The organism is Ferrovum sp. (assembly GCF_027317285.1).
Taxonomy (GTDB): Bacteria; Pseudomonadota; Gammaproteobacteria; order Burkholderiales; family Ferrovaceae; genus Ferrovum.
Map to the genome: position 1 here is coordinate 42,822 of NZ_DAHVHV010000004.1, position 25,883 is coordinate 68,704.

Genomic DNA, 25,883 nt, shown 5'->3' on the forward strand with positions numbered 1-25,883 from the left:
GGGTCAGGATCGTTTGTTCAGGGGTTGCAGGGAAATCCACAGTCCGAGGACGATGAACCAGAGCAGGGACCATTCCGAAATGGCCAGACCGGCAAAGGTCCAGCCTACGCTGGCACATTCCCCCGAACCCTTGAGGACGATGGCCAGTGCGTTGAAGAAAGGATGGGCCTTGAGGATGTAATTCAGTCCCGGGCCACAACTGGGGACCTGGTCGGGGGGAAGATGCTGCAGCCAGATCTGGCGTGCCGCGATGGCTGCGCCCAGAAGGGCCAGGGCTCCCCCCAGGCGCGCATAGACGCGCACAAAAAATCCCTGGGCGGGGTCATGAATGGCTGCGATGAGAAAGATGACGCCCAGCCCCATCATCAGGACGCGCTGGAGGATACACAGGGGACAGGGTTCTTCACCCAGACCATGCTGCAGATAGAGGGCAAAAAAGATCAGGCCGCTGGCCGCCACAAAACCAAAGCCGTGGCAGAGGCGGCGCGAAAATGGAAAATTCATCGCAAGGGTCGCCAACGTAAGGAAAGAATCAGGGCAAGCACGCAAAGCGCAAGGATACCGTAATTTCCGACCAGCACGAAAGGTGTCACGCCCCCGTAGCCTGAAATATTCCCGCTGAGGTTGAAAATTTCTCCACGGGGCGCGCGTTCCAGGATCTCTCCCCGGGCACCGATCAGGGCGGTGACGCCCGTATTGGTGACACGCAGCATGGGGCGCCCCGTTTCCAGGGCGCGAGTCTGGGCCATTTGAAGGTGCTGTTCGGGACCGATGGAGGACCCGAACCAGGCATCATTGGTGAAGTTTGCCAACAGGGTCGCCTGGGGCAAGGCCCGGCGGATCTCATCGCCAAAGGCGTCTTCGTAGCAGATGTCCACCCCGACCCACTGCCCGCCCACGCGCAGGGGCGGTTGGTCGGGATTGCCGCGCTGCTGATCGTCCAGGGGAATATTCAGAATGGCATGGATCAGGGGCGCCAGCAGATCGCCAAACGGGATGAATTCGCCAAAGGGGACGAGGTGGACCTTGTGGTAGGCCTGCATGGGAGAGTGGCCGAAACTGAAGACGCTGTTGTAATACTGACCGCGTTCCGGTTCGGAAAACAGGCCCACCAGAATGTCGCTGTTGTTTTCATAGCCAAACGTCTCGAGCGCTTCGCTATACCCCTCCGGCATCCGCTGGCGCAGGTAGGGCAAGGCACTTTCAGGCAGGAGAATCAGGCGTCCGGTACTGTTGAAGAGCAGGGTGTTGTAGCGTTGCACGATCAGCCCCCGGCTTTCGGCCACGAACTTCATGTCCTGGGGAATGTTTCCCTGCAGCAGGTTGACGGCGATGGGCTGGCCCACGGGGTGAACCCAGGGCAATCGCCTGAGGGCCTGCCCGCTGGCGAGGAGCATGCCCAGGGCGAGGAGCAGGGTGAGGGCAGAACGATGGTGCCGTAGTGAAAGAAGGGCGAGCGTCAGCAGTCCTGCACCAAGGACGGTGGCTGCCGAGGTGCCAAATACGCCGAGCAGAGGCGTGAACCCGGCCAGTGGGCCCCTGGGGGTGGCGGCATAGCCCAGGGACAGCCAGGGAAATCCGGTCAGAAACCAGCTGCGCACCCATTCGGAGAGCGTCCAGAGTGCCGGAGTGACCAGCAGCCAGCGGCTGGTGGGGCGATCATGGAAACGCCAGCTCCAGCGTCCGACCAAGGCGGGAAAGAGGGCGAGAAAGGCGCTGAAGAGGAAAATGAGGGCGTAGGCCAGGGGCAGGGACATGCCGCCGAATTCGTGCAGGCTGATCTCGATCCAGTGGATCCCGGCGCCGAAAAAACCCAGACCCCAAAACCACCCGATCCAGCCAGCGCCCCGGCCATGACGGCAGCCATGCCAGAGCAACCCCAGAACCGAGAGGGACAGGAGGGGCGCAGGCCAGACATGGTAAGGCGCGAAACCGGTGATGGCCAGGGCTCCAGCCAGAAGGGCAAAGAGGCCGGCCCAGAGTTTTCCTTTCATGAAGACGAGGGATCCTCATGGTCGACTTTCGTCACCGAGACGGAATGGAGGCGGCGGCTGTCGGCCCGCAGGACTTTGACCTTGAGCCCGGAGAAGATGATCTGTTCACCGCGCTTGGGCATGCGTCCGAACTGATTCAGGACCAGTCCGCCCAGGGTTTCGATGCCGTTGCCATGGAGATGCGTTCCCATGAAACTGTTGAAATCTTCCAGTTCGGTGGTGGCCTTGACGCGAAACTGATCCTCGCCTTCCGGGACGATATTGTCCTCGGTTTCGTCAAAATCGTATTCATCCTCGATGTCGCCCACGATCTGTTCCAGCACGTCCTCGATGGTCACCAGGCCCGAGACCCCCCCGTATTCGTCCACCACCATCGCCATGTGGTTCCGGTTGGTACGGAATTCGCGGAGCAGGACATTGAGCCGTTTGGATTCGGGGACGAAGATGGCGGGGCGCAGCATGTCGCGGATCTGAAAGGGCAGCCCGGCGGTGAAGCGCAGCATGTCCTTGGCCAGCAGGATGCCCACCACGTTGTCCTTGCTGCCGTCGATGGCGGGAAAACGGGAATGAGCAGTTTCGATGAGAAACGGAATGACCTGTTCCGGTGAGGACTGGAGATCGATGACGTCCATCTGGGCCCGGGGAATCATGACATCCCGAACCTGCATGTCGGCTACCCCCAGAACGCCCTCCATCATGCTCAGGGCGTCGGTGTCGAGCAGGTTTCGTTCCAGTGCCTGGTGCAGGATGGCGATGAGTTCTTCGCGGTTCTCGGGCTCATGGTGCAACCAGTGGGTCAGACGTTCGAGCAGCGAGGGTTTGTTGGGGGGGTCTTCAACCATGGGCAGGACGGTCCAGATAAGGGTTGGGAATGGATAGTTGGGTCAACAGGTCGATTTCGAGGGTTTCCATGAGGGCTGCCTCCCGCTCGTTTTCGTGATCGTAGCCCTGCAAATGAAGTGTTCCGTGAATGAGCAGATGGGCATAATGATCCAGGAGCGGTTTATGTTGCTGCCGGGCTTCAGCCTTGACCACGGGGGCACAGAGTACCAGGTCTCCGTGCAGGCGTGCAGAGGCGCGCGGATTTTCGTCGGGATAGGAGAACGTCAGAACATTGGTGGGGTAATCCTTGTGACGAAAGGCTTGATTCAGGGATCGTCCCTCCGGGCGGTCCACCAGGCGCACGGTGATCACGGCGGAACGGCGCAGCGCATGACGCAGCCAGCGGCGGATCTGCCGTTCGGAGGGGAGGGGGGAGGAACGGCTGGCGCGCTGAACCGTCAGGTCGAGGTGGAAGCGATGCGGCTCAGCCATGGGCGGCGTGCTGGGTTTCATAAGCGTTGACGATGCGTTGAACCAGGGGGTGGCGAACCACATCCTCCGTCTGAAAGATGGTGAAGGCAACGCCTTCCACCCGTTGCAGGACGTTGCGGGCGTCGATCAGTCCGCTTTTCTGGGTGCGGTGCAGGTCGATCTGGGTGACATCGCCCGTGATCACGGCGCGGGTGCCAAAGCCGATCCGGGTGAGAAACATTTTCATCTGCTCTGGCGTCGTGTTTTGTGCTTCGTCCAGAATGATGAAGCTATGGTTGAGGGTGCGTCCCCGCATGTAGGCCAGCGGCGCCACCTCGATGACCCCGCGCTCGAAGAGGCGTCCGACCCGGTCATGGCCCAGCAGATCATAGAGCGCATCATACAGGGGGCGCAGGTAGGGGTCGATTTTCTGCTGGAGATCGCCCGGCAGAAAGCCCAGGCGCTCGCCCGCTTCCACGGCCGGACGCACCAGGATGATGCGTTTGACTTCTTCCCGTTCCAGGGCATCCACGGCGGCTGCCACGGCCAGATAGGTTTTTCCCGTGCCAGCGGGTCCTACGCCGAAGCACAGGATATGTTCGCGCATTTGTTGCAGGTACTGGATTTGGCGGGGGGAACGGGCTTCCACCAGGCCACGGCGCGTCTGCAGTATCTGCGTGGTCGGTGCCTGGGCGGGTTCTTCGGCCTGTTGCAGGCGTAAATGGGTCAGTTTCTGGAACAGAAGGGTGGGATCCAGAGGGGCGGTAGCCTCCTGGTATAACGTGCCCAGTATTGCCTTGGCCCGCTTCAGGTCCCGGGGTTGCCCGGTCAGGGTGAAGACGTCTCCCCGTCGATGCAGGCCGATCTCCAGATGACGGGCCATGATGGCCAGATTTTCATCAAGTACCCCACACAGATTGGCCAGCCGAACATTGTCCAGGGGGGTGGGGACGAATTCGCATTGCTCGAGAACGGGGACGGGCATCAGAGCAAATCAACCAACTCGCCACGCAGGGTGTGGGGGGCGGTGGCCGTGATGCGCACATCGACGAAATGCCCCACCAGTCGTTCCCCGCCAGGAAAGTTCACGACGCGATTGTTGTCCGTTCTCCCCCGCATCTCCAGCGTATGGCGGCGCGCATGCCCATCCACCAGGATGCGCTGCTGGGTGCCTACCATGGCGGTACTGATTTTGAAGGCGTGGGCGTCGGTTCGGGCCAGCAGTGCCTGGAGCCGGGCCCGTTTGACCGCCAACGGGACGGTATCCGGTAGATCGGCTGCCGGGGTGCCGGGGCGAGGGCTGTACATGAAGCCGTAACTGCCATCGAACCCCACTTCTTCGATCAACTGGAGAGTGGCGGCAAAATCCTCGTCGGTTTCGCCGGGAAAACCGATGATGAAGTCGCTGGTCAGGGACAAACCGGGTTTGGCCTGACGCAGGGCGGTCACGATTTCCTTGTAGGATTCCACGGTATAGCCCCGCTTCATGGCCGCCAGAATGCGGTTGGAGCCCGATTGTACGGGCAGGTGGATCTGGCTGGCCAGTTTGGGCAGCCGTTCGTGGGCGGCGATCAGGCCAGGGGTCACTTCCAGCGGGTGGCTGGTGGTGTAGCGGACCCGTTCGATGCCTTCGAGGGTACAGACCTCGGTCAAAAGGTGCGCGAAGTCCAGATCCGCGCCGGAGTTTTGCAGGTTCAGCCAGGCATTGACGTTTTGTCCGAGCAGCGTGACTTCCCGAACTCCCCGGCGGGCCAGGAGGCGGATTTCCTCCAGAACAGCCTCGATGGGGCGGGAGAACTCTTCGCCGCGCGTATAGGGAACGACACAAAAACTGCAGTACTTGCTGCACCCTTCCATGATGGAAACGAACGCGGTGGGGCCTTCAACCCGGGCGGCTGGCAGGGCGTCGAATTTTTCGATTTCCGGAAAGGAAATGTCGAGCTGGTTTTGCCCGGAACGCTGGCGCTGGCGCATCAGTTCGGGCAGGCGATGGAGAGTCTGCGGCCCGAATACCACATCCACATAGGGGGCGCGGTCCAGCAGGGCCTGACCCTCCTGGCTGGCCACACACCCGCCGACGGCAATTACTACGCCGGGTTGGGCCAATTTGAATTCGTGGGCTCGTCCCAGTTCGGAAAAAAACTTTTCCTCGGCTTTTTCGCGCACAGAACAGGTGTTGAAGATGATCAGGTCGGCACTCGCCATGTCCTCTGTAGGTTCCATGGCATGGGATTGTTGGAGCAAAGCGAGTATTTTCTCCGAGTCATAGACATTCATCTGACAGCCGAAGGTCTTGATATGGACCTTTCGGCCCGGAGGTGGGAGCGAGACGGTGGAATTCATTGAAACGGCAGCGTGACCTGTGAAATGGAGAAAGTTCAGAACGGGTTCCAGGTTTTTTCTGGGGTGTAATGCATGTAACCGACGCTGGCGCCTTCACGCAGACCCACGCCCAGCCGGATCGGAGCCAGGATGACATCGCCCAGTTGCTGGTAGTTGATGCCGGCGCCGCCGATAAAGTAGAGGCTGCCGTCGACACCTGGGTAGCGCTGGAAGATGGCATTGGCGGAGGGGAGGTGATAGACCAGAACGAATACCTTGGTGGCATCCCCGCCCAGGTCAAAGCCAACGGACGGACCGGTCCAGTAGACCTTGCGCGCGGCTCCTTCCTTCATGATCAGGTCGCCGTTCCCGTAACGCAGTCCGACTCCAATCGCGCCGGCGACTTCTTCCCCCTTGATGTAGCCATTGGGGCGCCCTTTCTCACGAAAGGCCTTTTCGATCAGTTTGGCCAATCCCTCCGTGGTTTGACCAAAAAACTGGTCGGCATCCTTGACGATGGCGTCCTGATCGAAGGTTTCCTCTCCCTGGGAAGGAGTTGCGCTGACCAGCAGCGGGAAAAAACCGAACAACACGAACCAGAGGCGCACCAGAGAACGGTTGATCATGGGGTCTGTCCTTGGGGTTTATGGGGCAACAGGGGCCATCATACCAAAAATATTGGCTCAGGGGCTTGAGTAAAGTCCGGTCAAGGGTTAGAATGCCCCGCTTGTGGCGAATTAGCTCAGCCGGTTAGAGCGACGGAATCATAATCCGAAGGTCCGGGGTTCGAATCCCTGATTCGCCACCATCACATCTAGGCGACGGTCGTTAACCGAGCTGACTTCAATGCCCGAGACCATCAGGCGGTGGTGCCGATCCTATTAACTTTGTGGCGCTATTCCTTGGACTGGGCTCTCATAATCATTTCCGAAACCGCTTTTGACATATTTCTCGGAATCATTTCTGTGCTCGGATGTGCGTTCCTGAATACTCGAAACACTTCATCAGCAAAAGCCTGCCCAATTTCATTTACTTCTTCAAAATCCAGTATCACGTGCCTGAATCGCTCAAATCGCATCGTGAGCCGTTTGGCCTGGGATCTGGATACTAAATTTTCCCCCTCATAAGCTGCCAAACGTACCGGCACAATCGTACGGTCAAAGGTGTATTCATCTGGGCTGGAAAATCGATCAAACACCTCCTTCGAGGTTCTTGCGCTGTCATTGTTCAACCGCATTAGCACAACGGTCCCTGCGCTTCCGGAATCACGCTCAGTCAACACATCTCGCAACCCGTCATCGTGCATGAAGTGCAGATTCCCTGACCGGATGTCATACATATCAAACATCTTGCTGGAGAAAAAAATCCCTTCGCCGGAGTGATTTGCTGGATCGGTTGTGAATTTTCCTTTGGCCAGTTCCAAGATCGACTCGCGAGGGTCATATAAACCCAACGCCTTCTGAATTTTGAGAAAAATCCCTTCGCCGTCATCTGATACCCAGGCTGTTGTGTAGATGGCGGTTCTCTCCATGCCGACAGTAAGCACATTCGACCCAGAATGGTCTATGGCGTTGTTCACCATTTCGGTTATTCCGTAGTGCCAAATATTCTTGAGGTTTTCCGGCAGACCGGCGATAAATGGAAGGCATAGACCGCGCCATACCAAGTCTTCGTTGAGCCCAAGAATGGGGTAGCTTGCGGAAGTCTGGCCTACAACCTTTAAGCGGTAAAAGCGCGCACGCGAGGTACCCGAGACCTCAACCAGGCCATCCTTTAGGAGCCTTTTTAGCCTGGCGCTGGCTGCCTGCCTTGTGATTCCCAGGAGGTTGCCAAGGCGTGTGCCTACGTTGTAGCCGCTTTCGGCAATCAGTTTCAAGGCTGTAATTTGTTGCTGGTTCATGGTTGATTGTCAATCTTCTGTGGTTTGTTTGTAAATCTAATTAAAGACGTTTATCAACCTTTTGCGGGTATTTGTCAACTAAATTTACATTACACCATGGACCCATCCCAAATCGTAGTATAGTTCGAACGGAAACAATCCGTCGTCCGGTTAGCGGTTACAATGCCAATACCCTGGGGGGGGCGAAATTTTTTTGCAAGAGATTCAAAGGAGAATAATTCTTTGAAAACTACTTCTAAAATAGCGGTCTGGTTCGGCAGTGCGGGTTTTTTGATCATTCTGGTGGCGTTGCTGTCGTTTTGGCTGTTCCGGCAGAGCGAAGACGCCGACCGGTGGCAGGAGCATACGTTGCAGGTCCTGAACAAGGCGAATCTGTTGCTTTCCAGCCTGAAGGATACCGAGGTGGGCCAGCGCGGGTATCTGCTGACGGGGGATAACGCCTTTCTGAAGCCTTATCTGACCGTACGCGATACCATCCCGTCCCAGGTGGCAGAGTTGCGCCGACTCACCCAGGATAACCCGGCCCAGAAACATCGGCTGGACGTGCTGGCCCCCCTGGTCCAGGCAAAGTTGCTGGAGTTGAGAAAGGTATTGGCGTTATACGGCAACCAACAGGCCGAAGATGCCCTGAAAATATTGCGTAGTGGTTCGGGCAGGCAGTTGATGGACGAAATTCGCGCCGAGTTGAACGAGTTCAACCGGCAGGAAAATACCTTGCTGGAACAGCGTGCGGCTCGATTTCACCAGGATCTGAGCCTGTTGCTGGTGTCGATGACCATCGCCAACGTGTTGGCGATGGGACTGACCCTGATCTCTGTCTACATCGTGTACCGCGAAACGCGGCTGCGGCTGCGGGTCAGTGAAGAGGCGAACACGGCACTGAGCGAGGCTCATGACGTGTTGCGCGCCAGCGAGGAAAACCTGTCCGTCACGCTCAACTCCATTGGCGACGGGGTTCTGACCACGGATGCCGAGGGTCGGGTGACGCGCCTGAACACCGTTGCAGAGCGACTCACCGGCTGGTCCAGGACGGAAGCGATCGGCCGACCGGCAGAAGATGTTTTTCACATCATCAACCAGAAGACCCGTCGGCCTGCCCTTCTTCCCGTGGCGGAAACCCTGGCGCAAGGTGCCATTTATGGCCTGGCCAACGATACCGTGTTGATTGCCCGCGATGGGAGCGAGTGCGCCATCGCCGACAGTTGTGCCCCCATTCGCAATCGTGCGGGCGATGTGGTCGGAACGGTGCTGGTGTTCCGCGATGTGAGCAGGGAATACGCAACCCAGGCCGCATTGCGCGACAGCGCCACGCGTATCCAGGTCATTCTGAATACGGTGGCGGATGTCATCATCACCATCGATGAGCGCGGTACCGTCTGGACGGCCAACCTGGCCGTAAAAACCATGTTTGGTTATGACGTCGCCGAGATCGTCGGGCAGAACATCTGCATGTTGATGTCGGAACCGTATCGCAGTCAACATGATGGCTACCTCGAGCGTTATCGGACGACGGGTGAGGCGCATATCCTTGGCAGCGGGCGCGAAGTGGTGGGACAGCGCAAGGACGGCAGCATTTTTCCGATGTATCTGGCCGTGAGCGAGATGCGGCTGGAAGGTGAGCGTCACTTCATCGGCGTCGTGCATGACATCACCGAGCGCAAACAGGCCGAACAGAAACTCTTTGTTGCAAAGGAAGCCGCAGAACTGGCCAACCGCGCGAAGGATTCGTTCCTTGCCACCATGAGCCATGAAATCCGTACGCCGCTCACCGGAATGCTGGGCATGCTGGAGGTGCTTTCACTGACCTCCCTCGACCATGACCAGGATGAGACATTGAAGGCCGTGTGGGAGTCTGGGCGGAGTTTGCTGCGCATCGTCAACGACATTCTGGACTGGTCGAAAATCGAGGCGGGCAAATTGACGCTCTCCCCTCGATCCATTTCGCTTCCCCGCCTGCTGCAGGAGGTCGTCAACACCTATTCGCGGGTGGCCAGTTCCAAGTCCCTGCTGCTGTGGCACCATGCCGATGCCCGGCTTGCCGCGGCACATATCGTCGATCCGCTGCGCCTCTCGCAGGTACTCAACAACTTTGTCAGCAATGCGCTCAGATTCACCCGGAGCGGAGAGATCGAACTGCGCGCCGAACGCCTCGAACGGCTCGACAGTTGTGAGCGCGTACGCTTCTCGGTCAGGGACACCGGTATCGGTATCGACCGGGAAGTCCAGCAGCACCTGTTTCAGCGCTACCGCCAGGAGAGTGCTGATACGGCCCGCATGTATGGCGGAACCGGGCTTGGGCTGTCGATCTGCCGCCGTCTGGCGGATTTGATGGATGGCCAACTCGAACTGGTGAGTGAACCCGGGCAAGGTTCCACGTTCAGCGTGACCCTCAGCCTGCCGATTTCCGCGACGCCGGGAGATATGGGGGTGACCGCCTTGCCCGAGGTGACCCGAAAGCACGTTCAACCGCTTCTGGAGGAGGGTGCGGAGGCGCCGCTGGTGCTGGCGGTGGATGATCATCCGATCAACCGCGACTTGCTGGTGCGTCAGATCAAGTTACTCGGTTTGCGGGCCGAAACCGCAGAGAATGGGCAAGTCGCCCTGTCTCTGTGGCAGGAGGGGCGTTTCGCGCTGGTGATCACCGACTGCCATATGCCGGAGATGGACGGGTATGTGCTCACGAAGGAAATACGTCGGATCGAGGCAGAGAAAAGATTGCCGCGCACGCCTGTCATCGCCTGGACGGCCAATGCGCTTGCCGAAGAAAAGGAACGTTGCCAGAACGCCGGCATGGATGCGTTGTTGGTCAAACCTGCGGATCTGTCGCAACTGAAGGAGGTGCTGAAAGAATGGCTGCACCTTGCCGGGACGGACCGCCGTGAACCTGCCGCCCCGTTGCCCGCGGGGGAGGGCGAACAGACCCCGGCCCCCATCGATTATGCCGCGTTGAGTCGGGTGGTGCCGGAGCAGGCCGATCAGGTTCGGGTGCTGCGTGATTTTCAGGCACATCTTTGCGCGGACCGCATCCATTTGGGCGAAATGTTGGAACAGGGGGATCACCTCGATGGTGAGCGCACGGCGCACCGCATGAAAGGATCGAGCCGGATGGTGGGTGCCACGGACATCGGTACCGCCTGCGTCGTCATCGAGCAGGCGGTGCGGGAGGGGAAACTGACCGAGGCGCACCTGGCCCTGGCCGGACTGGATGCGGCCATCGAGCAGCTGGAAGCACATTGCGCGGCGTTGAAGGCTTCGAACGGGGAAAGCAGATGACTGCGAGCGAACTGAATTTTCTGGTGGTTGAAGATGATGATTTTCAGCGCCGGATGGTTGTTTCCATGTTGCGCTCCCTGGGGGCCACCGAGGTGCAGGAAGCCGGCAATGGCAGGCAGGCGCTCGAGATGCTGCATGCGGGGCACGCAAGGCCGGTGGACATCGTACTTTGCGACATGGACATGCCGGAAATGGATGGCATGGAATTCCTGCGTCACCTGGGGCAGGAAAATAACGCGGCTGCGGTCATCATTCTCAGCATGCTGGAACGGGTGTTGCTGGTGTCCGTGGAAAAAATGTCCGAGGCCTACGGGGTCAAGTTGCTGGGGTCTGTCGAAAAACCCCTCACGCTGGCTCAACTCGAGGGGTTGATCCTCCGTTACAAGCGGGGCAGCAGCAGGGCACGGCAACTCAGTGACGCGGTACAGGTATTCACGCTCGAGGAAATCCGGCAGGGAATGAAGGCGGGACAGTTCGAACCCTATTTCCAGCCCAAAACAGACATGAAAACAGGACGATTGATGGGGGCAGAGGCGCTGGCGCGCTGGGTTCATCCCGAGTATGGCGTGATCGCTCCTTATGCCTTCATCCCGCTCCTGGAGAGGGCGAAGGAGATGGACGAACTGACTTTCATGATGCTGGAAAAGTCGGTGGTCGCCTGCCGCACCCTGCAGGATAGGGGACATTCCCTGGTCATATCGGTCAATTTGTCCCTGACCTCGCTCACCGACATCACGCTGGCCGATCGGGTCACCCAATTGGTGCTCGATGCGGGGGTGGATCCCCACAGCATTGTCCTTGAAGTGACCGAGTCGGCAGCCATGACCGATGTGGCCCACGCCCTGGAAAATCTGGCGCGTCTGCGCATGCATGGCTTCGGCCTCTCCATCGATGATTTCGGCACCGGCTATGCCAGCATGCAGCAGTTGATGCGGATTGCCTTCAGCGAACTGAAAATCGACCAGTCTTTCGTAAAGGACATCGCTCATAACGAAGCCTTGCGCATCGTGGTGGAATCGAGCATCAGCCTGGCGCGCAAACTGCGGGTCAAGAGCGTGGCCGAGGGTGTGGAGACACGGCAGGATTGGGACACGCTGAAAAGTCTGGACTGCGATATCGCACAGGGCTATTTCATCGCCAAGCCGATGACTCTGGACGCGTTCCTGGCGTTTGCCGAGTCCGGGGCGAAGGAACTGTAATCTGCGTTGGGTGGGGGGAGAGGATTCAAAACGAAAGGTATTGCTCTGGTGGGGCGAACCTGGGTTAGACTCCGGCCATGCCTTTATTTTTTCATCTGAAGCGCTCTCTCAACCCATGGCGTCGGGCACGTTGGCGTTTGCGCCTCGTTCTGTGGGGTTTTGCGGCCTTGTCGGGTCTGGCGGTGACGGGGTTTGCCAAGGGAGCCGATCTGGCCCTGGCGTTCTTTTTTGCTCTGGATCGGCATTGGTTCTGGTTACCCTTGATCTGGACGCCTTTCATCGGGATGGTGTCCGTGGCCCTGACCCAGAAAGTGTTTCCCGGCATTCAGGGGAGCGGCATTCCCCAGGTGATCGCCGCCACTCGTTTGATTGCCCAGGGAAAACCCGTTCACCATCTGGTATCCCTGCGGATTGCCGTGGGCAAGGTTTTGGTGGGATTGCTGGCCTTGACCGGCGGGTTTTCCGCGGGGCGTGAGGGGCCTTCCGTGCAGGTGTCGGCGTCGCTGGTGTTTCTGGCTCACCGCTATCTGCCCCGTTCCCGGGTTCTGCGCCCCAGTGACCTGATCCTGGCTGGCGGGGCCGCCGGGGTGGCAGCTGCTTTCAATACGCCTCTGGCCGGGGTGGTGTTTGCCATCGAAGAGTTGGGACGCCGCCTGGAAACCCGCACCAGCGGCGTGTTGCTCGGGGTGATCATCATTTCCGGACTGACCTCCATCGCGTTCCTGGGAAACTACAATTATTTCGGACGCATTACCCTTCATGATCTGGATTACCGGATCGCGGGGCCCGTGCTGGTGAGTGGGACGGTTTGCGGCCTGCTGGGTGGGCTTTTCAGCCGCCTGTTGTTGTGGCCGCAACATGGGCAGGCCTGGGGGGTGTGGCGCTGGCGCCAGAAAAACCCGGTCCTGTTCGCCGGGCTCTGCGGGGTGCTGATTGCCGTGCTGGGCCTGCTGACACATGGGCTTTCCTTCGGGAGTGGTTATGCCCTTGCCCTGCCCCTGGTGAATGGAGGGACACAGAGCGTGCCCTGGTATGCTTCCCCCGCCCGTTTCCTGGCTACCGTGATCAGTTATTATTCGGGAATTCCCGGCGGGATCTTTGCGCCGGCGCTTGCGGTGGGCAGTACCCTGGGGGCAACCCTGGCCCCCGCCCTGGGCAGCCACGACCTGGTCCCCTGGGTTACCTTGTGCATGGCCGGCTTTCTGGCGGCTGTCACCCAGGCGCCGATCACGGCAGCCCTGATCGTGATCGAGATGGTGGATGGGCATCGCATGGCCCTGCCCCTCATGGCGGTGACCTTTCTGGCGCGTGCCATCAGCGCTTATTTTGGACCGGAACTCTACCAGCAGTTGGCCCTGCGCTTTGCCGAAGACCGGCGCGATGCCGGGGTTCGCCCGGCGGATTCACGGGAGGCAGCATAGTGCGCTGGTTACGTTTCAGACGGTTGGTGATGCATGCCCCCTTTCCTTTCTCGTTCAAACAGTTGCTGGGGGCTTCCTTTGCCGGGATCCTGATCCTGCTGGGCGGGGCGCTGGGACGTGCCCTGGTGGCGGTGGATACGCTGAGTCGGGACAGCCGGGACTTTCCGGCCAAGGCGCTGCAACGTTCCGGGCAGGTGCGCGAATTGCAGGAAACCACCATCGCCCTGGAACGCCAGGTCCGCCAATACCTGGTGTTGCACGATCCTTCCCTGCGCACGGATATCCGCCATAGTTGGATGCAAAGTCTGGCCGTGCTGAAGAAACTGGATGATGCGGGCCCGGCGGATCTCGTCCCCCTGACCCAGCAATGGCGCGCACTGGCGGCGGCCAATATTCCTCCCTTGCTCGAGGAACACAGTGAACGAATGAGCATTCCCACCGCGCAACTGGATGCGGTGTTCCATCAGTTGGGGCAACTGGACCAGCAACTGGACAGCGTGCTGCAAACCCGTCTGGCAGAACAGGATCAAACCTTATTGCAGGAGTTCGAGCGTCAACGGCAAGTTCTGATTAACATGGGCGTCACGGCTTCTTCGCTGGCCCTGGTGCTGGCTCTTGGGCTGGGGGCGTGGCTGTCACGGTCCTTTGCCCAGTTGGACCGCGCCATCCGCCAGTTGGGACAGTCTCAGCAGATTCCCCTGAAACCGCTGGGGGGGCCGACGGATATTCGTCAATTGGGGGAACGGGTGCGTTGGGTGCAACAACGACTGGCGGATCTGGAATCGGATAAACTCCAGTTCATGCGGCATATTTCTCACGAACTGAAGACGCCCCTGGCCAATCTTCGGGAGGGTGTGGCCCTGCTCGAAGAACAGGTGCCGGGCCCGGTCAATGAAGCGCAACGGGAAATTCTGGTGATTCTGCGAGAAAACTCCCTGGCGCTGCAACACCAGATCGAAGGTCTCCTGCAGTACAATGCGGCAGCATCGGGCGCCCAGTATCTGCAAAAACGCTGGGTGGATGTGCGGACTCTCCTGGAAAATCTGGTGACGCGCCAGCGTTTGCAGATTCAGGCCAAGTCGTTGCAGGTCCGGATCGAGGGGACGCTGGCACGGGTCTGGCTGGATCCGGACAAATGGGAGACCGTGGCGGGGAATCTGCTGGTCAATGCCATTCGTTTCTCTCCGGTGTCCGGGTTGATCCGGTTGACCCTTTCAGAAGGGAAAGAGAACTGGAAACTGACGATTCAGGATCAGGGCCCCGGTGTTGATCCCCAGGATGCGTCGCACATCTTTGATCCCTTTTATCAAGGCAAACGTCAACCTGCCGGCGCGCGCAAGGGCAGTGGGGTGGGGCTTTCCATTGTCCGCGCACTGGTTCAGGCCCATGGCGGTGGAGTTTCGCTCATTCCTCAGGAGAACGGGGGCGGCGGGGCTGTTTTTTGTGTGGAAATGCCTCGTGACACGGGAGAAGCGGGCAGTCAACGAAGCAAAGGAAGCAAGGATCAGGCATGAAGATGGCAATTGAAGGCAAAAGGCAGGAGAAAAGGATCCCCGCGCTGCTGGGAATGATGGGGGTAACGTTTCTGGTGGGTTGTGCGGCGCCTGCGCCGCATCCCGTCACTTCAAAAACGCCCACCCCCTCTGTGTCTTCCAGGGTGGTGGATGAGGTGAAGCGCCTCCCGGATCATGTGAGCCCTGCCGAGAGCGAGGATATCGTCCTGGCTCTGGCCCAACTGGATCAGGACATGGCCCTGTCTCCCGAGGTGCGCAGCGAAGTTCTGGCCAGCCTGGTGGCGCAGCCCGCACCGGAAACGCCCCAGGACCGGTTACGGCGGGCCCAGTTGTTGTTGCTGCAACATCAGACGGGAACCACCCAGCAGGCCGTGGCCCTATTGCAGGCCTTGGTGAACGGGGAAGAAAAGGGCGATCATGCGGAACTGCTTCCGCTGACCCATTGGTTGAGACAGTGGGCAGACATCCAGGCATCGTTGGAACTCCAGACCGATCAACTGACCCGTCAATCCCAGGAATTGCAGGGAAAGGCCGACAACCTAGCGCGACAGATTCAGGAATTGCGCGCGATCGAGCGCAATTTGAGTTCCCGTCCCGGGCCGGACAAAGCGGGCACTCACCCCTGAGGGCAACGGTTGCATGCCTGCATAATGCCAGGCACGACGAAGAACCGAGGGAATCCTGCGTTCTTCGGGGATATCCAGCAGGGAAAGGCCGCGCATCTTGAGAAAACGGGTGGAATGACTGGTGGCGACGGCCAGAGGGGCCGCCAGCAGCCAGGGCAAGGCGATGGGCAGCAGGTAGACCATCAGGGTCGGTCCGCGCAACGCGGCCAACGCCAGGCCGCCAGCCGCCACCAGAAACAGGGTACGGTAATGTTGCCAGGTGCTGTCCCAGGCCAGGGCTGAGGCTTCCCGTGCCGGGGATTTCCATTCCAGCCGGAAACCGGTCAGTGCGGTGAGCACGAAGAGCGTATGGGCAACCATGCGCAGGGGGGCTTGCAACACGGAGACGGTGGCTTCGGTGAAGGCGCTGGCCAGGAGGGTGGACGTCCCGCCGAATTTGGCTTGTTCGCCTCGTTTGAAAAGGGCCAGCAGGGCAAGACCGCGTGGAATGAAGAGCATGCTCAGGGTCACGGGCCAGAGTACGGGCAGGAGAGGGGTGTCAGGGTCGAGTGCGGTCAGACCCAGACTGACCAGAATGTACGCCAGCCAAAGGGGAGCCGAGGCATAGGCCAGCACCCCGGTGAGCAGCATGGCGCGATGAACGGCATGAAATCCGGGTTCCCAGAGCAGGCGGAAGTTTTTGAGATTCCCCTGGCACCAGCGTCGATCCCGTTGTAATTCCTCCAGCAGATGGGCAGGCTGCTGTTCGTAACTGCCCTCGAGGCCGGGGACGATCCAGGTGTGGTAACCCGCGCGCCGCAGGAGGGCGGCCTCCACGAAGTCATGGGAGAGAATCTCCCCGCTCAGATTGCCCTTGCCGGGCAACAGCGCCAGTCCGCAGTGGCGCATGAAAGGGGCAACCCGCAGGATGGCATTGTGTCCCCAGTAGTGGGACTCGCCCAGTTGCCAGTATTGCATGCCTGCCGTAAACAACTGGCCGGTGACCCGCCCCGCGAATTGTTGGCTGCGCGCATGAACCGTGTCCAGTCCCACCGAGCGGGGCAAGGTCTGAATGATGCCGGCGCTCGGGTTTCGTTCCATCAGGCCCACCAGGGTCGTCAGGGCACTCCCGGTCATTACGCTGTCGGCATCCAGGACGACCATGTACCGGTAATCCTTGCCCCAACGCCGACAAAAGTCCGCCACGTTGCCGGCTTTCTTCCGTCCCCGTCGTGCGCGAACCCGATAAAACAGGTTGAGGCGATGCCCCAGTTGGTCGCGCAACTCCCTCCAGGCGGCCTGTTCTTCGGCCAGAATGGCGGGGTCGCGACTGTCGGACAGGACGAACACGTCGAAAAGGGTGGCGTCCCGGGTGGCCGCCAGGGATTCACAGGTGGCACGCAACCCCGCGAAGACGCTGCGTACCTGCTCGTGACAGATGGGCATGATGAGCGCGGTGCGGGCGCTGGGGTCCAGGGGCAGGTCGGTATGGGGGGCGGGCACCGCCAGGGCGTGGGGATCGGGGTGCAGTTGTACCCAGAACCCCAGTACCGCCGTCAGGAAACCGGCGCTGACCCAGGCAAACAGCAGGACGAACAGGGCCCATTGGGTCCAGCCGAGCAATGCGCCCAGGCCATGGAGGTTCTGGGGCCATTGACACCAGCCAGCCAAAAGTGAAGAAAAAAGAATCCCTGCGCCCAAGGTGCGGCGCCGGAGACGAGCCGCCGTTTCCCAAGCCTGACGACTGGGCTCCGTGCGGTTCCTGCGGGGGGAGGGCAGGAGCGCGCGGAGGGACAGCAGGAATCCGCTCCAGAATCCGGACCACGGTCGGGCGACCATGGATCCCCGGTTGAGTGGAGGGGCCTGAAGGTCAGGATGTGTCAGCGGCATGAGGTCGTAAGGATTCATGCTGGTGACTCAAGCAATGATTGTGCCATCGTCCGGGTGTGTTTCTCAACAACATGAAATAAAAAGGTATTTATTATTTTTCTGGAGGAGGAAAGCCGTCTGTCCGGGTCTTTCTGGCGCTGAGGCCGGGTTTTTTCAGGAGAGTTGTCGTCATTCGCCGACAGGTTGCGCGAGAATTTTGTTAACCTATTGATAATTATTGGTTTGATCCTGTCGCTGTCAAGAGACAGGACGAAAACTGTCGGGCGTCAGTCCGTACTTCTGAAGCAGTCGATAGAATTCGGTACGGTTGCGCTGCGCCAGTCGTGCGGCATCGGCTACCTGCCCCTCGGTCAGTTTGAGCAGCCCGATCAGGTACTCCCGTTCAAAACGTTCGCGGGCTTCGGTCAGGCTGAGGATTTCCACCGTGGGCAGGCGCAGGGCCCGATGAACCAGAGACAGGGGAATGATGGGGGTGGTGGAGAGGGCGCAGACCTGTTCGATGACATTATGCAACTGGCGGATATTCCCCGGCCAGGGGGCGGCGGACAAGGCAGTCAACGCTTCGGAAGAAAATCCGTTGAGGTGCTTTCCGTATTTTTTCCCCAGTCGGGTCAGAAAATGCTTGGCCAGCAGGGGAATGTCTTCCCGTCTCTCGCGCAGGGCCGGGAGGACGAGTTCGACGACATTCAGGCGGTAGTAGAGGTCTTCCCGAAACTGGTCGGCTGCGATGGCCGTTTCCAGGTTTTGATGGGTGGCAGAGAGAACCCGAACATCCACGGCGTGATGGACATTCGAGCCCACCGGGCGGACCTTGCGCTCTTCCAGGACCCGCAGCAATTTGGCCTGCAGGTTGAGGGGCATGTCACCGATCTCGTCGAGGAAAAGGGTTCCCCCCTGGGCAGCGCGAAAAAGTCCCTGATGGGCTTGAACGGCGCCGGTAAAGGCCCCTCTTTCGTGCCCGAATAATTCGGATTCGAGCAGGGCCTCCGGAATGGCACTGCAGTTCAGCGCGATGAACGGATGTTCGGCCCGTACACTGGCGCGGTGCAGGGCACGGGCCAGCAATTCCTTGCCGGTTCCGCTTTCGCCCCGAATCAATACGCTGGCATCGGAGCGGGCCACCAGTCGGGCCTCGTTCAGGAGTTCGGCCATGCGCTGCGAGCGGCTGAGGATTTCCGCGCGCCAGTCTTCCCCTGGGCGATCGGGTTCCGGGGGGGGGGTGGACAGATCCAGGGCGGATTGCACCTTGGCCAGCAGGAGCGCTGCATCGAACGGTTTGGTGAGGTAGCCGAAAACGCCTTTGGCGGTGGCTTCCACCGCATCCGGAATCGTGCCGTGCGCAGTGAGCAGGATGACCGGCAGGGTGGGGTCCCGACCATGAATTTCGTCGAACAGGCGGAGTCCATCCATGCCGGGAAGCTGGACGTCGCTCAGGACGACCCCGGGGCGTTCCGTGGCCAGACGGGTCAGGGCTTCCTCGGCGCTGGCCGCGCTGACGACCCGGTAACCCGCCGCACGCAGACGCAGGGAGAGCAGATGGAGGAGATCCGCATCATCGTCCACCAGCAGGATGGTCGGGCTATTCATAGACAGTCATCCAGTGTCTTGGCCAGACGAACCCCCGCTTCTTCCAGTTGCAGGGCGATCATGGCCATGGCCTGCTGGGCGTAGGCATCGGTCAGGGCGTAGTGACCCTTCCCGTCCGGGGGCGGCAGGGGATCATAGGCCTGGCTGCGGGCGGTGGCGAAGGATTCCATCGCCCAGGCACGGGGTGTTCCCCGTTGCCATTCCCGCAGGTTGTCCGGGGTGATGCGGGCGCTCAGGCGTTGGGCCAGACGGGCGGGATCCGGATCCATGTGTTCGATGAAGACGGTGTCCCAGTAATGGTGCAGGCTTCCGGCGTGGACGTGATCCCATTTGACCCTGATTTCGTTGCCGCCATGGTCGTGGTCATCGATGGCATGCAGGGGTTGGTGCAGGTCCCCGACCAGATGAATCAGGAACTTGAGGGCCAGCACGGCCTCGGGACGATCGGCAGGCTGAAACCCGCTCTGCCGGTAGCGGGCCAGTTCGGCGCTGAATTGCTCGATTTTGGCCACCACGCAGGCTTCCTCGGGGCCTGCAGAGGCCAGGGTATCCCGGCTCAGGGGGGGGAAATCCCGGCAGGCCTGCGTCAGGTCAGGATGGTGTCGATCGATGTCGACGAAGTGCCACGCGCGGGAATGCTGAAACGTGACGGGGTGCCCGGAGCCGGTGCGCAGGCGATCGGCCCAACTGGCGACGGAAATGGGATCATGGGCGGTCAGCGGGTCGTCATCGCTGGCCAGGAGTGCCTGCAACCGGGCCTTTTGGGCGGGGGCCATGAAATCCAGGGCAATGGCTGCCACCACCTCATGGCCTTCTTCTCCCCAGGCCCAGGCGGCGGAGGAACCCACCAGACAAAGCAGGATTGGAATCATTCCAATATAATGGGAGAAGCCAAGCCCGGCGCGGTTCGTCCAAAGGGTATTCGTTCCTACAGGAGTCATCATGTCCATTCAAGAAATCATCGATCAACAAGTCAAAGGTCATCCCGTCGTATTGTATATGAAGGGCAGTCCCGATTTTCCACAATGTGGGTTTTCCGCCAAGGCGGTCAGTCTGCTCCGTCAATGCGGGGTGCAGGACTTTTTTTCGGTGGATGTGCTGCAAGACCCCGAAATTCGTCAGGGGATCAAATCCTATGCCAACTGGCCGACTATCCCCCAATTGTATGTAAAAGGCGAGTTCATCGGAGGGTCGGACATCATGGCCGAACTGTTCCAGAGCGGAGAACTGAAGTCGCTGCTGGCCGACTGAGCGTTGGAAGGCCGCTCCTTCAGTCGGGAGTGGCCAGCGGGACCAGCAGACCCGGGCAGGTGCCGCTCTGGCGGAAGGCTTCCAGGCGCTGGATGTAGGATTGAGTGGTTTTTGGCATGGGCGTGCGGGCGCGTGAAATGTCGTTCAGGATGGTCCAGCCCTGCGCCACCAGTTGCAATCCGTGCTCCTGGTGCCGAACCCGCTCGATATCGGCGGCGGATGCCGGTGGCGGGCGGTAGTGGGTGAGGTTCTCCCCCGCGACCACGAATTCCGGCCAGACCGTGAAGATCAGGTCATCGGTCTGAAGCGTTTCCACCTTGCGGTGGGCGGCGTCGATGGCGGTTCGGATGAGGGGCACGAGCGCTGAAAAATCCGCATCCCCTTCAAAACAGCAGGTCAAGGCGGAACCGATGTGGTCCACGTCGCGTAGCGTGGAGGCGATTTTGAGATAGCGGCTTTCAAAAAAGTCTTCCACCGGAATGGAGAATGCGTGCAGGGGTTCGCCCCAGAGTTCATCGATGCCTTCCTCACCGCTCCGGTGCAGAACCAGACGTCCCAGGGCCAGGGCCTCCTGCAGACAACTTCCGCATTCCCGCAGCAAGGCATTGTCTGAACGAATTTCCACGCCGAGTTCCTGGATTTCCACCAGTTTGGCGATGATGTCCGAGGCCCGGTTGAACAGGGCCCCCGCCAGCATGGCGCCATTGACCCGTTTGAGGGCGGGGTCCAGTGTCGTCTCATAGGCCTGGCGTGCCTGTTTCAGACGTACGCCGGGGATGTTGATGCCATGTTCGACATGGTTGAACAGGCGCCGGGTCAATGCGGTGATCAGGTGGCGCTTGGTACTCAGCGTGTTTTCCGGGGGTTGATAGTAACGGATCCAGTACCCTTCGTAATACACCCGTTCCACGCCATCGATGATCTTGCGCGTGCCCGGGAGCAGGGAAACCCGGCCGGTATCCAGAGAGAGGTTCGCGGGCTGCTCCATGAAAGTACCTTTTCTGGGGGTGACGATGGAAGTCGGCATTCTAACGCTGACCCCATCAAAAAGGAAATGGCCGTTCCGTTCTCATGGCCACTGGCCGCCGGTCAGACGCTCCAACCCGGCCAGATCGGTGCGGGTCGAGACCTGGGTGAACCCGGCTCGAAGGAAGCAGGACCGGCAGAATTCTCCCTGATCGTAGCCGTGCTCGACCCGCAGTCTTCCGCCCGGTTTCAGCCAGAGGGGGGCCTGGACGATGATCCGGGCCAGGTCTTCCGTGCCGTCCGGTCCGGCAGTCAGGGCCTGACGGGGCTCAAAGCGCAGGTCTCCCCGGTCCAGATGGGGGTCGGCAGCGGCGATGTAGGGCGGGTTGGACACGATCAGGTCGAAGGTTTCTCCCTCGGGCAGGGCCCCGAACCAGTCTCCCTGATACCAGCGCAGGACCGGACCTGCAGGCGGAAGCAGACGGGCGGCGTTCTTTTTGGCCAGGTCCAGGGCCGCGGCGGAACGGTCCGTGGCGCTGACTTGCCAGTGCGGGCGGTGGTATTGCAGGGACAGGGCGAGGGCGCCGCTTCCGGTACCCAGATCGAGGCAGTGCAAGGACGCCGGGGGAGCAGAACTTTCCAGTCCCCAGTCCACCAATCCTTCGGTTTCGGGGCGGGGAATCAGGACGGCAGGGGTGGTCAGGAAGGAGAGACCGTAGAATTCCCGTTCCCCGAGCAGGTAGGCCATGGGTTCCCCGCGCTGGCGACGCGCCTGCAAAGCCTGGAACCGGGCGATTTCCGCATCATCGAGGCGGCGTTCGGGGGCGCTGATCAACGTGGTCAGGGAGCACTGCAACACCGCCTGAAGGAGCAGACGCACCTCGAGGCGCGGCAGGGATCCTTCGAGCAGCAAACTGGCCACGCTGGTCATGGGCTATTCGGCGGATTCCGACAGACCGGCCAGTAAATCAGCCTGATGTTCGGTCATCAGGGTTTCGGTCAATTCGAACAGGTCACCGTCCATCAGGGCTTCGATTTTGTAGAGGGTCAGGTTGATGCGGTGGTCGGTGATGCGTCCCTGGGGAAAGTTGTAGGTGCGAATGCGTTCGGACCGATCGCCGCTGCCGATCAGGGAACGGCGGGTGGCCGCGACCCGGGCATGCTGTTCCCGCTCCTGCTTGTCCCGCAAGCGTGCGGCCAGCACGGCTAGGGCCTGGGCCTTGTTCTTGTGCTGGCTGCGGCCGTCCTGGCATTCCACCACCAACCCGGTGGGCAGATGGGTGATGCGCACCGCCGAATCGGTCTTGTTGATGTGTTGTCCCCCCGCGCCGCTGGCCCGGAAGGTATCGATGCGCAATTCCGCGGGGTTGAGGGTGACCTCTCCCACTTCGTCGGCTTCCGGCAGAACGGCGACGGTACAGGCCGAGGTGTGGATGCGTCCCTGGGTTTCGGTGGCAGGAACCCGTTGAACGCGGTGCCCCCCCGACTCGAACTTGAAGCGCGAATAGGCGCCCGTCCCCTCGATGCGAAAGATGATTTCCTTGAACCCGCCCATTTCTCCGGGGTTGTGGGAAATGACTTCGGTGCGCCAGCCCAGTCGTTCGGCAAAACGGGAATACATGCGAAACAGGTCGCCAGCAAACAGCGCGGATTCGTCGCCGCCGGTCCCGGCCCGGATTTCCAGGAAGATATTCCGTTCATCGTTGGGGTCGCGCGGCAACAGGGCCGTTTGAATGGCTGCTTCCAGTTCTTCGAGACGGCGTTTGCCCTGTTCGGTTTCCTCGTCGGCAAAATGACGCCATTCGGGATCTTCCTGCCCCAGCGTTGCCGCGGCTTCCATGTCCGCGAGGGTACGCCGGTAGGCATCGTACAGTTCGACGACCGGCACCAGTTCGGCACGTTCGCGCGTCAGTTTGCGGTACTGGTCCAGTTGTTGTGTGACATCCGGGGCCAGAAGGCAATGATCCAGTTCGATCAGGCGCGTGCGCAGGGTTTCCAGGCGGTGCAGCAACGAATCTTTCACGCGGGGTTCTCGGGAAATAAATGACGAATGGCATCCACCAGCGACTGGCGGGTAGGGCCGCGTGTCTGATTGAGGGCCTGAACCGGATGGTGGAGCCACTTGTTCATCAGGCTCTGGGATAACTGTTCCATGATCCGGGTGGGGTCGTCCCCCCGGTTCAGGGCCCGCAGTGCCTTCTCCAGTTCCAGTTGGCGGTAGTGTTCGGCCTGTTCGCGCAGGGAGCGGATGGTGGGCACCACGCTGCGAGCGGAAATCCAGCCCAGAAAATCTTCCACATGCCGGGTAATGATGGATTCGGCTTCCTCGACGGCCAACTGGCGGGAATCCTTGTTTTCCTGAGTGACCTTGCCCAGATCATCCACCGTATACAGGAAGACATCTTCCAGGCGCGCGACTTCGGGTTCGATGTCGCGGGGGACGGCCAGATCGATCATGACCATGGGGCGATGTTTGCGCTCGCGCAGCGCCCGTTCCACCATGCCCTTGCCAATCAGGGGCAGGTGACTGGCGGTGGAAGACACGATCACATCATGGTGGGCCAGGGCCAGGGGAAGTTCGCTCAAGGGGAGGTAATGCCCCCTGAGTTGTTGGGCCAGGGCCTGGCCCCGTTCGGGAGAACGGTTGGCGATGGTGACGGCACGGGGATGGCGCGCCAGAAAATAGGTCGCCACCAGTTCGATCATCTCGCCTGCCCCGATGAACAGGACCTGTTGCTCGTTCATGGGGCCCAGCACGTCGGCGCTCAATTTGAGCGCCGCTGCGGCCAGGGAGACGGTCCGTTCCCCGATGCCCGTTTGACTGCGTACCGCCTTGGCCACGGAGAAGGTGCTCTGGAACATCTTGTTGAGCAGGGGGCCCAGGGTTCCGGCTTCGTCGGCCAGGCGAACGGCCTGCTTGACCTGTCCCAGAATCTGGGTTTCGCCCAGCACCATGGAATCCAGGCCGGAAGCCACACGAAAGGCATGATGGGCGGCGGCACTCCCGTCGAGATGGTACAGATATTGGGACAGGTCGAACCCCGTCAGTTCATGATGATCGGCCAGCCAGTCCGCTACCGTTTCCGGATGGGGGGTTTTGCAGTAGATTTCCGTACGGTTGCAGGTGGACAGGATCACCGCCTCCTCGGCGGGCGTGGCATAGAGCAAGGCACTCAGGGCCGGTTGCAGGCGCTCCTGCGGGAAAGCCACCCGTTCGCGCACCGCCACCGGCGCGGTCTGGTGGTTCAGACCGAAGGCATGGAGCTGATGGGCAGAGGAATCAGACAAGGGTTTTCCCGGAATCCTGATAATAGCCGAACATTATAACTGTTCCCGATCTTCTGGTCAGTGCGCGGTAGGCGGTTGCACGCCGCGCGGGTAAAGCAACCAGAGTTGCCCCGTCTGTTTCATGTGTCCGGCGGCTTCTTCGGCTTCGACACCAAAGCCCCAGAAAAAATCCGCCCGGACGGCCCCACGAATGGCCCCCCCCGTGTCCTGGGCCATCATCAGCCGGTCCAGGGTCTGGTTTCGGCCGGGCCAGGTGGTGCTCAGAAAAACGGGAGCGCCCAGGGGAATGACCCGGGTATCCACCGCCAGGCTGGCCTGCCCGGTCAGGGGGACGCCCAGCGTTCCCAGGGGGCCGGGCAGATCCGGCGGAAGCAGACGAAAAAAGACGAAACTGGGGTTCTGGTTCAGCAAGGTCTGGAGATCCTGGGGGTGCGCCCGTGCCCAGGCCTCGATGCCCTGCATCGAGGCCTGGGACAGGGACAATTGTCCCTGTTGCACCAGATAGCGGGCAATGGAGCGGAACGGGTGGCCGTTCTGATCGGCATACCCCACGTGCAGGCGCCGTCCGTCCTGCAACTGGATCACACCGGATCCCTGGATCTGGAGGAAGAACAACTTGATGGGGTCGTCGACCCAGAGAAGTTCATGTCCAGTCAGGGGGCCATCTTCGAGTTCGATTTCGGCCCGGGAGAAATACGGGACCACCCGGTTACCCACCAATCGTCCGCGCAGGTGCCGTCCCTTGAGGTCGGGGGCCAGGTCGCCCAGATCGATGGTCAGCAGATCCGGCGGCGGACCGTAGAGGGGGAAGCGGTAGACGGTCGTACGCGTCAGACTGCCCTGCAGAAGGGGTTCGTAATAGCCTGTGATCAGCCCTTGAGCGGATTCGTCCGGATTGAGGACCTGCCAGGGGTCGAAGGCGCGTTCGAAGAACCGACGCATGGTGAGGGCGTCGAAGGCCCCCAGGGAAATGGCCTGCTGGCAGAGGGAGGACCAGGGCGTGTTCTGGGAGAGGCGGGTGCAACTTTCCAGGAAGGCATTCCAGGTGGCCGGACTGAGCCCCTGGTCCCAGTGGGGCAACTGGCTGAAATCCGTGCGAACCAGGTGTCCCGGAGAAGGTGGCGCAAGGTTCTCCGGTACCGTTGGGCTGATTTCCGCTGGCGAGGGGCAGGTCAGGGAGGCAGGCGCACCGACCCCGGGCCGGGGAAACATCGGCGTGGCAGGTGGCGCGGCAGGCTGGGGGGTGGCACAGCCCGCCAGCAGGAGCGGAATCAGGATACAGGCAGGAATTGGAAGGCGCGTCATGCGCATAGCGTACCATTACTGGGCTTCGGCCTGTTAGAATGTCACCCATCAACCCGTTCTCGTGAATCAGATTCC

22 protein-coding genes and 1 tRNA gene are annotated in these 25,883 nt (G+C 60.6%); 7 read left to right on the top strand and 16 right to left on the bottom strand.

Annotated features, from left to right (window positions below):
* Positions 1–3: 3 nt before the first annotated feature.
* Genes M6F29_RS02205 through M6F29_RS02235 form a run of 7 tightly spaced genes read right to left on the bottom strand, consistent with a single transcriptional unit; the run spans position 4 to position 6,235 of the window.
* Entirely contained in the window at positions 4–504 is a 501-nt protein-coding gene (locus tag M6F29_RS02205; RefSeq protein ID WP_297455554.1) for a disulfide bond formation protein B, read from the bottom strand.
* Complete coding sequence (lnt, locus tag M6F29_RS02210; RefSeq protein ID WP_298157092.1) at positions 501–1,994, bottom strand: apolipoprotein N-acyltransferase; 1,494 nt, start codon at positions 1,992–1,994, stop codon at positions 501–503. The genes M6F29_RS02205 and lnt overlap by 4 nt, the downstream gene beginning before the upstream one ends.
* Positions 1,991–2,836: a CorC family transporter gene (locus M6F29_RS02215; protein WP_297480143.1), complete on the bottom strand. Its 846-nt coding sequence runs from the start codon at positions 2,834–2,836 to the stop codon at positions 1,991–1,993. The genes lnt and M6F29_RS02215 overlap by 4 nt, the downstream gene beginning before the upstream one ends.
* Positions 2,829–3,308, bottom strand: a complete 480-nt coding sequence (ybeY, locus tag M6F29_RS02220; RefSeq protein ID WP_297497402.1) for an rRNA maturation RNase YbeY — start codon at positions 3,306–3,308, stop codon at positions 2,829–2,831. Before ybeY ends, M6F29_RS02215 begins: the two co-directional genes overlap by 8 nt.
* Positions 3,301–4,272 carry a PhoH family protein gene (locus M6F29_RS02225; protein WP_297486487.1) on the bottom strand — a complete coding sequence of 324 codons (972 nt, stop codon included), beginning with the start codon at positions 4,270–4,272 and terminating at the stop codon, positions 3,301–3,303. The genes ybeY and M6F29_RS02225 overlap by 8 nt, the downstream gene beginning before the upstream one ends.
* Complete coding sequence (gene miaB, locus M6F29_RS02230) at positions 4,272–5,630, bottom strand: tRNA (N6-isopentenyl adenosine(37)-C2)-methylthiotransferase MiaB (RefSeq protein WP_298157095.1); 1,359 nt, start codon at positions 5,628–5,630, stop codon at positions 4,272–4,274. The genes M6F29_RS02225 and miaB overlap by 1 nt, the downstream gene beginning before the upstream one ends.
* Positions 5,631–5,665: 35 nt before the next feature.
* Entirely contained in the window at positions 5,666–6,235 is a 570-nt protein-coding gene (locus M6F29_RS02235; protein ID WP_298157097.1) for a DUF1134 domain-containing protein, read from the bottom strand.
* 105 nt (positions 6,236–6,340) lie between these two features.
* On the opposite strand from M6F29_RS02235, the gene M6F29_RS02240 reads away from it, so the two are divergent.
* A tRNA-Met gene (locus M6F29_RS02240) sits at positions 6,341–6,417 on the top strand.
* Between the two features lie 87 nt (positions 6,418–6,504).
* On the opposite strand, the gene M6F29_RS02245 is transcribed toward M6F29_RS02240, so the two are convergent.
* Positions 6,505–7,509 (bottom strand): STAS-like domain-containing protein, encoded by a 1,005-nt coding sequence (locus M6F29_RS02245; RefSeq protein ID WP_298157100.1) that lies wholly within the window; start codon positions 7,507–7,509, stop codon positions 6,505–6,507.
* Positions 7,510–7,731: 222 nt separating this feature from the next.
* On the opposite strand from M6F29_RS02245, the gene M6F29_RS02250 reads away from it, so the two are divergent.
* From M6F29_RS02250 to M6F29_RS02270, 5 genes are all read left to right on the top strand, one after another.
* Positions 7,732–10,782 (top strand): PAS domain S-box protein, encoded by a 3,051-nt coding sequence (locus tag M6F29_RS02250; RefSeq protein ID WP_298157103.1) that lies wholly within the window; start codon positions 7,732–7,734, stop codon positions 10,780–10,782.
* Positions 10,779–11,981, top strand: coding sequence for an EAL domain-containing response regulator (locus tag M6F29_RS02255; RefSeq protein WP_298157105.1), 1,203 nt, complete (start codon positions 10,779–10,781; stop codon positions 11,979–11,981). Before M6F29_RS02250 ends, M6F29_RS02255 begins: the two co-directional genes overlap by 4 nt.
* A gap of 77 nt (positions 11,982–12,058) precedes the next feature.
* Positions 12,059–13,402 carry a chloride channel protein gene (locus M6F29_RS02260; protein WP_297502345.1) on the top strand — a complete coding sequence of 448 codons (1,344 nt, stop codon included), beginning with the start codon at positions 12,059–12,061 and terminating at the stop codon, positions 13,400–13,402.
* Positions 13,402–14,916, top strand: coding sequence for a sensor histidine kinase (locus M6F29_RS02265; protein ID WP_298157109.1), 1,515 nt, complete (start codon positions 13,402–13,404; stop codon positions 14,914–14,916). Before M6F29_RS02260 ends, M6F29_RS02265 begins: the two co-directional genes overlap by 1 nt.
* Positions 14,913–15,542 carry a hypothetical protein gene (locus tag M6F29_RS02270; protein WP_297497430.1) on the top strand — a complete coding sequence of 210 codons (630 nt, stop codon included), beginning with the start codon at positions 14,913–14,915 and terminating at the stop codon, positions 15,540–15,542. The genes M6F29_RS02265 and M6F29_RS02270 overlap by 4 nt, the downstream gene beginning before the upstream one ends.
* Here M6F29_RS02270 and mdoH read toward each other — a convergent pair.
* From mdoH to M6F29_RS02285, 3 genes are all read right to left on the bottom strand, one after another.
* Positions 15,456–17,429, bottom strand: coding sequence for a glucans biosynthesis glucosyltransferase MdoH (mdoH, locus tag M6F29_RS02275; protein WP_298157112.1), 1,974 nt, complete (start codon positions 17,427–17,429; stop codon positions 15,456–15,458). The two genes, M6F29_RS02270 and mdoH, sit on opposite strands and share 87 nt — an antisense overlap.
* Positions 17,430–17,648: 219 nt before the next feature.
* Positions 17,649–18,998, bottom strand: a complete 1,350-nt coding sequence (locus M6F29_RS02280) for a sigma 54-interacting transcriptional regulator (RefSeq protein WP_297480178.1) — start codon at positions 18,996–18,998, stop codon at positions 17,649–17,651.
* Positions 18,995–19,942: a S1/P1 nuclease gene (locus tag M6F29_RS02285; RefSeq protein WP_298157116.1), complete on the bottom strand. Its 948-nt coding sequence runs from the start codon at positions 19,940–19,942 to the stop codon at positions 18,995–18,997. The genes M6F29_RS02280 and M6F29_RS02285 overlap by 4 nt, the downstream gene beginning before the upstream one ends.
* Between M6F29_RS02285 and grxD the strand changes: the two genes are divergently transcribed.
* Positions 19,941–20,249: a Grx4 family monothiol glutaredoxin gene (grxD, locus tag M6F29_RS02290; protein ID WP_297480185.1), complete on the top strand. Its 309-nt coding sequence runs from the start codon at positions 19,941–19,943 to the stop codon at positions 20,247–20,249. The genes M6F29_RS02285 and grxD overlap by 2 nt on opposite strands.
* Before the next feature lie 19 nt (positions 20,250–20,268).
* Here grxD and M6F29_RS02295 read toward each other — a convergent pair whose 3' ends face one another.
* The 5 genes from M6F29_RS02295 to mltA all read right to left on the bottom strand — a co-directional run bounded on the left by M6F29_RS02295 (position 20,269) and on the right by mltA (position 25,808).
* Positions 20,269–21,237: a hypothetical protein gene (locus M6F29_RS02295; protein ID WP_298157120.1), complete on the bottom strand. Its 969-nt coding sequence runs from the start codon at positions 21,235–21,237 to the stop codon at positions 20,269–20,271.
* An 81-nt stretch (positions 21,238–21,318) separates the two neighbouring features.
* Positions 21,319–22,146, bottom strand: a complete 828-nt coding sequence (gene prmC / locus M6F29_RS02300; protein WP_298157123.1) for a peptide chain release factor N(5)-glutamine methyltransferase — start codon at positions 22,144–22,146, stop codon at positions 21,319–21,321.
* 3 nt (positions 22,147–22,149) lie between these two features.
* Positions 22,150–23,238, bottom strand: coding sequence for a peptide chain release factor 1 (gene prfA / locus M6F29_RS02305; RefSeq protein ID WP_297496290.1), 1,089 nt, complete (start codon positions 23,236–23,238; stop codon positions 22,150–22,152).
* Positions 23,235–24,503 (bottom strand): glutamyl-tRNA reductase, encoded by a 1,269-nt coding sequence (hemA, locus tag M6F29_RS02310; RefSeq protein ID WP_298157127.1) that lies wholly within the window; start codon positions 24,501–24,503, stop codon positions 23,235–23,237. Before hemA ends, prfA begins: the two co-directional genes overlap by 4 nt.
* 57 nt (positions 24,504–24,560) lie before the next feature.
* Positions 24,561–25,808, bottom strand: a complete 1,248-nt coding sequence (gene mltA / locus M6F29_RS02315) for a murein transglycosylase A (protein WP_298157130.1) — start codon at positions 25,806–25,808, stop codon at positions 24,561–24,563.
* Positions 25,809–25,883 lie beyond the last annotated feature (75 nt).

Coding starts and splice junctions, on each gene's coding strand:
- grxD (WP_297480185.1), top strand. CDS start 19,941: ATGTCCATTCAAGAAATCATCGATCAACAAGTCAAAGGTCATCCCGTC.
- M6F29_RS02205 (WP_297455554.1), bottom strand. CDS start 504: ATGAATTTTCCATTTTCGCGCCGCCTCTGCCACGGCTTTGGTTTTGTG.
- ybeY (WP_297497402.1), bottom strand. CDS start 3,308: ATGGCTGAGCCGCATCGCTTCCACCTCGACCTGACGGTTCAGCGCGCC.
- prmC (WP_298157123.1), bottom strand. CDS start 22,146: ATGACCAGCGTGGCCAGTTTGCTGCTCGAAGGATCCCTGCCGCGCCTC.
- mdoH (WP_298157112.1), bottom strand. CDS start 17,429: ATGAATCCTTACGACCTCATGCCGCTGACACATCCTGACCTTCAGGCC.
- M6F29_RS02270 (WP_297497430.1), top strand. CDS start 14,913: ATGAAGATGGCAATTGAAGGCAAAAGGCAGGAGAAAAGGATCCCCGCG.
- M6F29_RS02245 (WP_298157100.1), bottom strand. CDS start 7,509: ATGAACCAGCAACAAATTACAGCCTTGAAACTGATTGCCGAAAGCGGC.
- M6F29_RS02280 (WP_297480178.1), bottom strand. CDS start 18,998: ATGAATAGCCCGACCATCCTGCTGGTGGACGATGATGCGGATCTCCTC.
- M6F29_RS02255 (WP_298157105.1), top strand. CDS start 10,779: ATGACTGCGAGCGAACTGAATTTTCTGGTGGTTGAAGATGATGATTTT.
- M6F29_RS02235 (WP_298157097.1), bottom strand. CDS start 6,235: ATGATCAACCGTTCTCTGGTGCGCCTCTGGTTCGTGTTGTTCGGTTTT.
- M6F29_RS02285 (WP_298157116.1), bottom strand. CDS start 19,942: ATGATGACTCCTGTAGGAACGAATACCCTTTGGACGAACCGCGCCGGG.
- M6F29_RS02295 (WP_298157120.1), bottom strand. CDS start 21,237: ATGGAGCAGCCCGCGAACCTCTCTCTGGATACCGGCCGGGTTTCCCTG.
- M6F29_RS02260 (WP_297502345.1), top strand. CDS start 12,059: ATGCCTTTATTTTTTCATCTGAAGCGCTCTCTCAACCCATGGCGTCGG.
- lnt (WP_298157092.1), bottom strand. CDS start 1,994: ATGAAAGGAAAACTCTGGGCCGGCCTCTTTGCCCTTCTGGCTGGAGCC.
- mltA (WP_298157130.1), bottom strand. CDS start 25,808: ATGACGCGCCTTCCAATTCCTGCCTGTATCCTGATTCCGCTCCTGCTG.
- M6F29_RS02225 (WP_297486487.1), bottom strand. CDS start 4,272: ATGCCCGTCCCCGTTCTCGAGCAATGCGAATTCGTCCCCACCCCCCTG.
- M6F29_RS02215 (WP_297480143.1), bottom strand. CDS start 2,836: ATGGTTGAAGACCCCCCCAACAAACCCTCGCTGCTCGAACGTCTGACC.
- miaB (WP_298157095.1), bottom strand. CDS start 5,630: ATGAATTCCACCGTCTCGCTCCCACCTCCGGGCCGAAAGGTCCATATC.